7 protein-coding genes are annotated in these 8726 nt (G+C 70.4%); 3 read left to right on the top strand and 4 right to left on the bottom strand.

Annotated elements, in window-relative coordinates; all coding sequences use genetic code 11:
* Positions 1–383 precede the first annotated feature (383 nt).
* Positions 384–1871: a flotillin family protein gene (locus STRTUCAR8_RS31895; protein ID WP_006380303.1), complete on the bottom strand. Its 1488-nt coding sequence runs from the start codon at positions 1869–1871 to the stop codon at positions 384–386.
* Positions 1872–2027: 156 nt separating this feature from the next.
* On the bottom strand, positions 2028–2252 hold the full coding sequence (locus tag STRTUCAR8_RS31890) for a hypothetical protein (RefSeq protein ID WP_006380301.1): 225 nt from the start codon (positions 2250–2252) through the stop codon (positions 2028–2030).
* Positions 2253–2559: 307 nt separating this feature from the next.
* Here STRTUCAR8_RS31890 and STRTUCAR8_RS31885 point away from each other — a divergent pair, with 307 nt between their 5' ends.
* The gene (locus STRTUCAR8_RS31885; RefSeq protein ID WP_006380299.1) at positions 2560–3948 is read left to right on the top strand and encodes a glycoside hydrolase family 43 protein; all 1389 of its coding nucleotides are present in this window, start codon (positions 2560–2562) and stop codon (positions 3946–3948) included.
* Positions 3949–3960: 12 nt separating this feature from the next.
* On the opposite strand, the gene STRTUCAR8_RS31880 is transcribed toward STRTUCAR8_RS31885, so the two are convergent.
* Together STRTUCAR8_RS31880 and STRTUCAR8_RS31875 are read right to left on the bottom strand one after the other, a co-directional pair.
* Positions 3961–4983 (bottom strand): helix-turn-helix domain-containing protein, encoded by a 1023-nt coding sequence (locus STRTUCAR8_RS31880; protein ID WP_006380304.1) that lies wholly within the window; start codon positions 4981–4983, stop codon positions 3961–3963.
* Between the two features lie 572 nt (positions 4984–5555).
* Positions 5556–6530 carry an alpha/beta hydrolase gene (locus STRTUCAR8_RS31875; RefSeq protein ID WP_006380300.1) on the bottom strand — a complete coding sequence of 325 codons (975 nt, stop codon included), beginning with the start codon at positions 6528–6530 and terminating at the stop codon, positions 5556–5558.
* 262 nt (positions 6531–6792) lie between these two features.
* Between STRTUCAR8_RS31875 and STRTUCAR8_RS31870 the strand changes: the two genes are divergently transcribed.
* Together STRTUCAR8_RS31870 and STRTUCAR8_RS31865 are read left to right on the top strand one after the other, a co-directional pair.
* Positions 6793–7764, top strand: a complete 972-nt coding sequence (locus STRTUCAR8_RS31870) for a TerC family protein (RefSeq protein WP_006380298.1) — start codon at positions 6793–6795, stop codon at positions 7762–7764.
* 69 nt (positions 7765–7833) lie between these two features.
* Positions 7834–8715 carry an LLM class F420-dependent oxidoreductase gene (locus STRTUCAR8_RS31865; protein ID WP_006380302.1) on the top strand — a complete coding sequence of 294 codons (882 nt, stop codon included), beginning with the start codon at positions 7834–7836 and terminating at the stop codon, positions 8713–8715.
* The last annotated feature ends 11 nt before the right edge of the window (positions 8716–8726 follow it).

Below are 8726 nucleotides of genomic sequence, written 5' to 3'. Positions count from 1 at the left end.
CCCAGTGCCAGGACCGACCCGGACGGCACCCGCTACCGCTTCAGGCACGACTCCGAACTGCGGCTCACGGGCGTGCTCAACCCGCACGGCGACGAGTGGAGTTACCGCTACGACGCGGCGGGCACCCTGATCGGCGAGACGGACTTCGAGGGCCGTACTCTCACCTATCTCTGCGACCCGACAGGACGCCAGATCGAGCGAACCAACGGTACCGGCCAGACGGTGCGGGTGACCCGCGACGCCGCGGGCCGGGTGGTGACCTCGCGCACCAACGACGGCACGGTCACTTCGCTGCGCTACGACCCGGCCGGACGCCTTCTGGAGGCTGCGGGGCCCCTCCCCACCTGGCGCGCCCCGCATCTCAGGGCACGGCCTTCACCGCATCAGCCCTCGTCCTTCGCCACCGGCACCTTCTGCACTGTCGGCGCCGCCAGCCCGTTCAGCGCCGAAGTCCCGTTCGGTGTCTGCCCGTTCTGGTTCATGGACGCGAGCAGCTGCCGGGCAAGCCCCAGCCCCGTGCCGCCCATGGTGAGCGCCTTGGCGAGCATCTCCGCCATACCGTCCGCGCCGTTGAGCACCACCATGTTGTCGACGCTGCCGAACGCGGACGCACCGGCCTTGACGATCTCCGGCCAGTTCTCGGCGAGTTGCTGGGCGACCACCGCCTCCTGGTTCTCCGCGAGCGCGGCGGCCCGCGCCTTGATGGTCTCCGCCTCCGCGAGCCCCTTCGCCCGCGTCGCCTCGGCGACGGCGAGGCCCTTGGCCTGCGACGCGGCGGCCTCGGCCTCACCCGTCGCCCTGGTCGCCATGGCGGCGGCCGCGCCCCGTGCCTTGGTCGCCTCGGCCTCGGCGGTCGCGGCCGTCGTGATGCGGTTCGCCTCGGCCGTGGCCGCGAGCTCGGTCTCCTTGGCCTTGGCCTGCGCCGCCGAGATACGTGCGTCACGCTCGGCCTCGGCCCGCGCCCGCGTCTCGTAGGCCTGCGCGTCGGCCGGCTTGCGGACATCCGCCTGGAGCTGCTGTTCCCGGCGCAGGGCGTCGAGTTCGGCGATGCGGGTCTCCTGGACGACGACGTCCTGCCGGGCGGCGGCGTCGGCGAGGGGTCCGGCCTGGCGGGCCTTGGCCGCAGCCTTGTCGCGCTCGGCCTGGTAGCCGGCCTGCAGGATCTCGCTGTCCCTGGTGGCCTCCGACATCCGCGCCGCGGCCTTCTGCTCGGCCTCGGTGGCGAGACGGTTCGCCTCGGCCTGCGCGATCCGCGCGTCCCGCTGGACAGCGGCGGCGTGCGGCATGGCGAGGTTCTTGATGTACCCGGTCGGGTCCTCGATCTCGTGGATCTGGAGGGAGTCGACGATCAGGCCGAGCTTCTCCATCTCCGTGCCGCACGCGGCCCGGGTCTGCCCGGTGAGCTTCTCGCGGTCGCGGATCATCTCCTCGACGGTCAACCCGCCGACGATGGACCGCAGATGACCGGCGAACACGTTGTGCACCCGCTCGGCCATCATCTTCTGCTGGTCGAGGAAACGGCGGCCCGCGTTGGCGATCGACACGAAGTCGTCGCCCACCTTGAAGATGACCACTCCCCGCACCTTGAGCGGAATGCCCTGGGTGGTCACACAGTCCACGTGCAGCTCGGTCTCGTTCAGGTCGAGCGAGATCTTGCGCACGGCCTGCATCCCGGGCAGCACGAGTGTGCCCCGCCCGGTGACGATACGGAACCCCATGCCTTCTTCAAGGCCTTCGGTCCTGTGCTTCGAACCGGAGATGATGAGAGCCTCGTTGGGTTCAGCGACCCGCCACATCATCTTGAAAACACCGATGAGTGCGAGGACGGAAACTACCGCGACCCCCGCAACGACGCCGACGAACATCGGCATACGCCCCCTTTGCCTGGTGCCCTTTCGGCACCGAACGACGCAAGGGTGCTCCTGTGCGGGGCCTGGGTACAGCGGCTGAGGAATCCTTGTTGCAAGCTTGACGCACACGTGATCATCCGCAGACGTACGGACTCCACGGCCGTACGTCCGCCGGGTTCAGCTGTCGTACGCGGCGGTGACGTACACGGTGCGCGGTGGCAGGTACTCGACGACCATGACCACCGTCCCGCGCTCGATACGGTCCTTGGCCGCGGCGGGATACGCGAGGAAGTGCTCGGCGCCGCCACGCACCCGGACGATGACCTCGCCCACCAGCCCCGGCCCGATCGTTCCCGTGACCCGCCCCATCAAGCCGACCATCGGCGCGTCGTCCATGGCCACAGCGTACGGGCCGGGGCGCTCGTCTGCCGCCGTCGAGTCGACGACCGGCTGAGCCGGCGGTCACCGCCACGCCAAGTCGGCGCGCTCTCATAGCGATTGCACAGCTTCACCGCCGTCCGCGACGGCCGGTCGGGCGACGCGGTGCGAGATGTCGAATGTGCCGTGCTCGGCCGCAAGTTCACAGGTCGGAGCATGTCCGAACTATTGACGCGCACGAGGCGTGGACTTACGGTCTGACCGATTTACCGAACTGCGTTCGCAATGTCGAACGCGGAGAGCCGTCGGTTGGATCACCAAGGAGCCGTACGTGACCAGTTCCCGCCCCACGCCTTCCCGTCGCAGCCTGCTGCGCGCGCTGGCCGCCCTCCCCGCCTCGGCGCTCGTCCTGGGCGAACTGCCCGGGCTGCTCGGCACCGCCGCCGCGGCGGCCCCGCCCAGCGGCTCCGCCACGCGCTACACCATCGTGCCGTTCCTCAACAGCAACGACGGCACAGTGAACGTCTACCAGTCCGACGACGCCACCGACTTCCGGCTGGTGAAATCCTCGGCCTACACACCGCCGAGCAACCGCATCCGCGACGCGAGCGTCTTCAAGCACACCAACGGCTACTACTACGTCACCTACACCACGCACACGTGGCAGGACACCAGCACCACCATCGGCTTCGCCCGCAGCTCGGACCGCGTCAACTGGACGTTCCTGTACGACTACACGGTCCCGATCGCCAACCTCTCGCGCGCGTGGGCACCCGAGTTCTTCGTCGACAGCGACGGCAGCGTCAACATCATCGTGTCCTGCTCGGTCACCAGTGACGAGTGGATCTTCACGCCGTATCTGCTGAAGGCGACCAACTCCGCTCTTACGACGTGGAGTTCACCGGTCGCGCTGTCGGGCATCGGGTCGAACCACATCGACACGTGCATCGTGAAGATCGGTTCCACCTACCACGCCTTCCCGAAGAACGAGACGACGAAGTACATCGAGTACGCCACCGCCACCAGCCTCGCCGGCCCCTACACCATCTCGAAGACCGGCGACTGGGCCGGCTGGGGCAGCTATCGCGAAGGCCCGTCGGTCATCCAGCTCGACAACGGCGGCTGGCGGATCTTCTTCGACGGCTACGGCGACGGGAAGTACTACTACAGCGACAGCTACGACACGTTCGCCACCTGGACCGCCGCGAAGGCGCTTCCCTCGGTCTCCGGCACGGCCCGCCACTTCACGGTCGTCAAGGAGACGGTCAGCGGCGGCCCGACTCTGTCGAAGGGCGTCACGCGTTCCTTCCAGTCGGTCAACTACTCGACGCGGTACTGGCAGGTGCAGTCCTCGCTGCTCAACCTCCCCGTGGTGAGCAGCTCCAGCACCACCGCGCTCAAGCAGGCGTCCACCTTCACGGTCGTCGCCGGACTGGCCGACGGTAACGGCTACTCGTTCCGCGACAGCTCCGGCAACTACCTCCGCCACTGGGACTTCCGGGCCCGCTTCGACGCCAACGACGGCACGTCGACCTTCGCGAAGGACGCCACGTTCATCGCCAGGACGGGCACGACGTCGGGGTCGGTGCGCTTCGAGTCGTACAACTACCCGGGCTACTTCCTGCGCCACTACAACTACCAGTTGCGCGTGGACGTGACGGACGGCACCGACACCTTCCGTCAGGACAGCTCCTTCGTCCCGGTGACGGCCTGGGCGTAGGCGTCGACCCGGCTACGCTCGCCCCAAATGCCGCATGGTCAGGGCCAGTTGCAGTCTGAGCCGGCCCTGCGGGGTACGGACGGGCCACCCGAGCAGCGTCTCGGCGTGGCCCAACCGGTCCTGGAGCGTGGAGTGGTGGACGTTGACCTCGACGGCGGCTCCCCGCAGGCTCGCCGTCGAGGCCACGGCGTGCAGTGTGGCCAGCATCCAGGGAGCGTCCGCGACGGCGGCCTCCAGCGCCTGCACGTCGGGCGGCGGATCCGCTCCCGGCACGACGAGTTCGGCGAGCAGTCCGACACCGCCGAGCTCATCGGCGTACACGACCCGTGGGCCGGGGGAGTGCGGGGTGCCGTCGGCCGTGAACCGGAGGGCGGTGCGGGCGGCGGCCCAGGAGCCCGGCAGTTCGAGGACCGGCACGGCGGGCCCGACACCGGCGCGGCCGGACGGGGTCGACCCGGCCCGAGCCGGTGAGTCCGCCCTGTGCGGCTCCCCGGCGGCGATGACGCGGGGCGGACCGTCGAGCGGGGCGACCGCCCGGGCCGGGGCGCCCGGGTCCAGGCCCAGACGCCGGGCCGCGTGCAGCCGTACCTGCTCGGGCGCGGTGGCGTCGAGCAGGGTCTCCACGAGCGCGGGGTCGTCGGCGGGGGCCGCCGGGGCGCGTCCACGGGTGCGGTCGAGGACGCCCCGGATGGCAGCCGCCGCCCGCTCCAGGATCACCGCGTCGACGACGGTGGGCGCCCCCGCCCGCTCCAGCCACAGGGCCGGGGCGCCGTCCGGGGACAGTGCGGCGGACGGCCAGGCGGGGTCCGGTGGCTGGTCCGTGTCCCGGCGGCGCCCGTCGGTCTCGACGCGCAGCCGCACCCGCCGCCCGTCGTCGGCGAGCCGCGCCGGGCACCCGGCGAGCACGGCGACCCCGCGTACCAGCGCCTCCAGGCCCGCACGGTGCTCGGCGAGCCGATCGAAGTAGGCGATGACCCGAACGGCGGCGCCGGCGTCCGGATCCAGTGCGGTCAGCCGCCCGGCCAGCTCTTTCATGGCCCCATGGTGCCAGTTGCTCCGCAGGTTGTGCGGTTCGTTGTGCTGCGGGTCCGGTGGGGCTGGCCGCCGCGCAGTTCCCCGCGCCCCTTGAGGGGTGGCGTGCCGCCCGCTGGGTGCTTCGCGGGGCGGGTGTGCGTTCGGCTGCGGGTCCGGTGGGGGCTGGTCGCGCAGTTCCCCGCGCCCCTGGGGGCTGCGCCCGTTCGGGACGGTGCCTCCTGCTCCTGGGGGCTGCGCCCGTTCGGGACGGTGCCTCCTGCTCCTGGGGGCTGCGCCCGTTCGGGACGGTGCCTCCTGCTCCTGGGGGCTGCGCCCGTTCGGGACGGTGCCTCCTGCTCCTGGGGGCTGCGCCCGTTCGGGACGGTGCCTCCTGCTCCTGGGGGCTGCGCCCGTTCGGGACGGTGCCTCCTGCTCCTGGGGGCTGCGCCCCTACGGGACAGTCCCCGCCGCCCTTGGGGGCTGCGCCCCTACGGGACAGTCCCCCGCGGTCCTGGGGGCTGCGCCCGTTGGGGACGCCCCCCCCAGAGGCCGGGTGACGGCTCAGGGAGCCTGGCTTCCTGGCCCGCGCCGTTCTACTCCGCCAGCAGTCGGCGCAGCCAGTCCATCTGGGCCGACTGGCAGGCCTGGGACAGGGTCGCCTGGGGGGCGAAGCCGTCGAAGCCGTGGAAGCCGCCCGGCCAGACGTGCAGCTCGGCGACTCCGCCGGCGTGCCAGAGGCGGGTGGCGTAGGAGACGACCTCGTCGCGGAACGTCTCCGCGGAGCCGACGTCGAGGAAGGCCGGGGGCAGTCCGGACAGGTCCTCCGCGCGGGCCGGTGCGGCGTACGGGGAGACGTCCGGGCCACCGCGCTCCGCGCCGAGCAACGCGGTCCACCCGGTGTCGTTGGCCGTGCGGTCCCACACGCCGAGGCCCTCCATCTGGTGCACGGAGGGGGTGTCGTTGCGGTCGTCGAGCATCGGGCACATCAGCAGCTGGCCGAGCGGCCGCGGACCCTTACGGTCCCTGAGGAGCAGCGCCAGCGCGGCCGTCAGGCCACCGCCCGCGCTGGCCCCCGCGATGACGATCCGTTCGGGGTCGGCGCCGATCTCCGCCGCGTGGCCGGCGGTCCACAGCAGCCCGGCGTACACGTCGTCGATGGGCGCAGGGTACGGGTGCTCCGGCGCCAGCCGGTACTCGACGGACACCACGACCGCGCCCAGCTCCTTGGCCCACCGCAGCGGACCGTCCACGCCGACACGGTTGTTGCCGAGCACCATGCCACCGCCGTGGACGTGGTAGATCACCGGCAGCGGACCGTCCGTCGAGGGCGCGACGGGGCGGCAGATCAACAGTGAGATGTCGGGCGCGTCCTCGGGGCCCGGCACGGTCCGGTCCTCGACCTCGAAGGCCCCGCCCAGGGTCAGGTCCATGTCCGCCAGCATCTGGATACCGGGGCCGTTGCGCACGGTTGCGATCTCGTCCATGGTCAGCTGGGGCGGCAGCGTGTCCTTGATCATCTCCAGGACGGCGGCGAGTTCCGGGTCGAACGGCGGCGGCGTAAGCGTCATTGCCTCTGCTCCTCATGCTGCGTGCGGCGGATCGTACGACGATGGTCCGCACGTCCGCCGGGTCCGGACACGCCGCCGTCCGGCGGAACCTGCCCGCCATCCGGCGGGTAGCCCGGCGGGTCCTGACCCCGGCCGGAGCGGTGCCGACGGCAGTGACCTCGGGATTTTGCCAAGTCGTGAACCATTGTTCACCGAGCGGGGGTGGCAGTGATCGCCGGCTGTGACAACGCTGCCATTTGCACATCTTTCCTCTGGAGTACTCGTGAACGTCTCACTCACCGTCTGGACGCTGACCGTCGTCGGCCTGTGCGTCCTGGTCGCCGTCGACTTCTTCATCGGCCGCAAGCCGCACGACGTGTCCCTGAAGGAGGCCGGTACCTGGACCGTGGTGTGGGTCGTCCTCGCCTGCCTGTTCGGGCTCGGGCTGCTGATCTACGGCGGGACGAAGCCCACCGGTGAGTTCTTCGCCGGGTACATCACCGAGAAGTCGCTGAGCGTCGACAACCTCTTCGTCTTCGTCCTGATCATGGGCAAGTTCGCGGTGCCCTCGCAGTACCAGCAGCGGGTGCTGATGGTCGGCGTCCTGGTCGCCCTCGTCCTTCGGGCCGCGTTCATCGCGGCGGGCGCGGCGATCATCACCACGTTCTCGTGGGTCTTCTATGTCTTCGGCGCCTTCCTCATCTGGACCGCGTGGAAGCTGGTCCAGGACGCCAAGGCGGGCTCGCACGAGGAGGAGTACGAAGAGAACAAGCTGCTCAAGATGGCCGAGCAGAGGTTCGGCGTCGCGGACAGGTACCACGGCACCAAGCTGTTCATCGTGGAGAACGGCAAGCGGATCATGACGCCGATGATGGTCGTCATGCTCGCGATCGGCTCCACGGACGTGCTGTTCGCGCTCGACTCCATCCCCGCCATCTACGGGCTGACCCAGGACCCGTACATCGTCTTCACCGCCAACGCCTTCGCCCTGATGGGCCTGCGCCAGCTGTACTTCCTCATCGGCGGCCTCCTGAAGAAGCTGGTGCACCTCAGCTACGGCCTGTCGATCATCCTCGGCTTCATCGGCGTGAAACTGGTGCTGCACGCGCTGCACGAGTCGGGCGTCCACGTCCCGGAGATCTCCATCCCCTTCTCGCTCGGCTTCATCGTCCTCGTGCTGGCCGTCACGACCGTGACGAGTCTGCGGGCCTCGAAGAAGCAGGAGGAGGCCGAAGCGGCCCAGCCGCAGGCTTGACTTCGTGTGCGCTCCAGGAACTAGCGTCGCTGCTGGAACACGGCTGGACGAAGGCGATCGGAGACGGACATGCGGCTCGGCGTGCACATCAATCGGTTCAACCACTCCGGGGGCGGCCCCGCCCTCGGCACCGAGCTGGCGGCGGCCGGCGCCGCGGCCGAGGCGGCGGGCGTCCACCGGCTGACGGTCATGGACCACTACTTCCAGATGGAGTTCAACGGCGGCGCCGAGGACGCCATGCTGGAGGCCTACACGACCCTCGGCTTCCTCGCCGCCCACACCTCCACGGTCCGTCTCGGCGCGCTGGTGACCGGTGTGACGTACCGTCACCCCGGTCTGCTCGCCAAGATCGCCACCACGCTCGACGTCCTCTCCGGCGGCCGGGCCACGCTCGGCATCGGGGCGGCCTGGTACGACCGGGAGCACGAGGGGCTGGGGGTGCCGTACCCGTCGACGGCCGAACGGTTCGAGCGGCTGGAGGAGACGCTGCGGATCTGCCTCCAGATGTGGGACCCGGACGACAACGGGCCCTTCGAGGGCACGCACTACCGGCTCGCCGAGACCCTCTGCGTCCCGGCGCCCGTCAGCTCACCGCGCCCGGAGATCATGATCGGCGGTGGCGGGGAGCGTAAGACCCTGCGCCTGGTCGCCCAGTACGCGGACGCCTGCAACCTGTTCGCCAGCACCCCGGAGGAGATCGGGCACAAGCTCGACGTCCTGCGCGGCCACTGCGACAGTGTCGGACGCCCGTACGACGACATCACCAGGACGCTTCTCTACATGGGCGACGCGGCGGACGAGAACGACGTCGACGGCTTCGTCAGGGACATCGAGGGCTATGCGAAGTTCGGCATCGAGACGGTGATGCTGGCGCCGCGCACGGGCGAACCGGCCGCCTGGATCGAGGAGTTCGCGGCCCCGGCGGTGCGGCGCGCGGCCGAGCTGGGCTGAGGCCGGGGCAT

It is taken from the genome of Streptomyces turgidiscabies Car8, from assembly GCF_000331005.1.
GTDB lineage: Bacteria > Actinomycetota > Actinomycetes > Streptomycetales > Streptomycetaceae > Streptomyces > Streptomyces turgidiscabies.
Note: the sequence above shows the minus strand (reverse complement) of the source record. Positions and strands in the feature narration are given on the sequence as shown.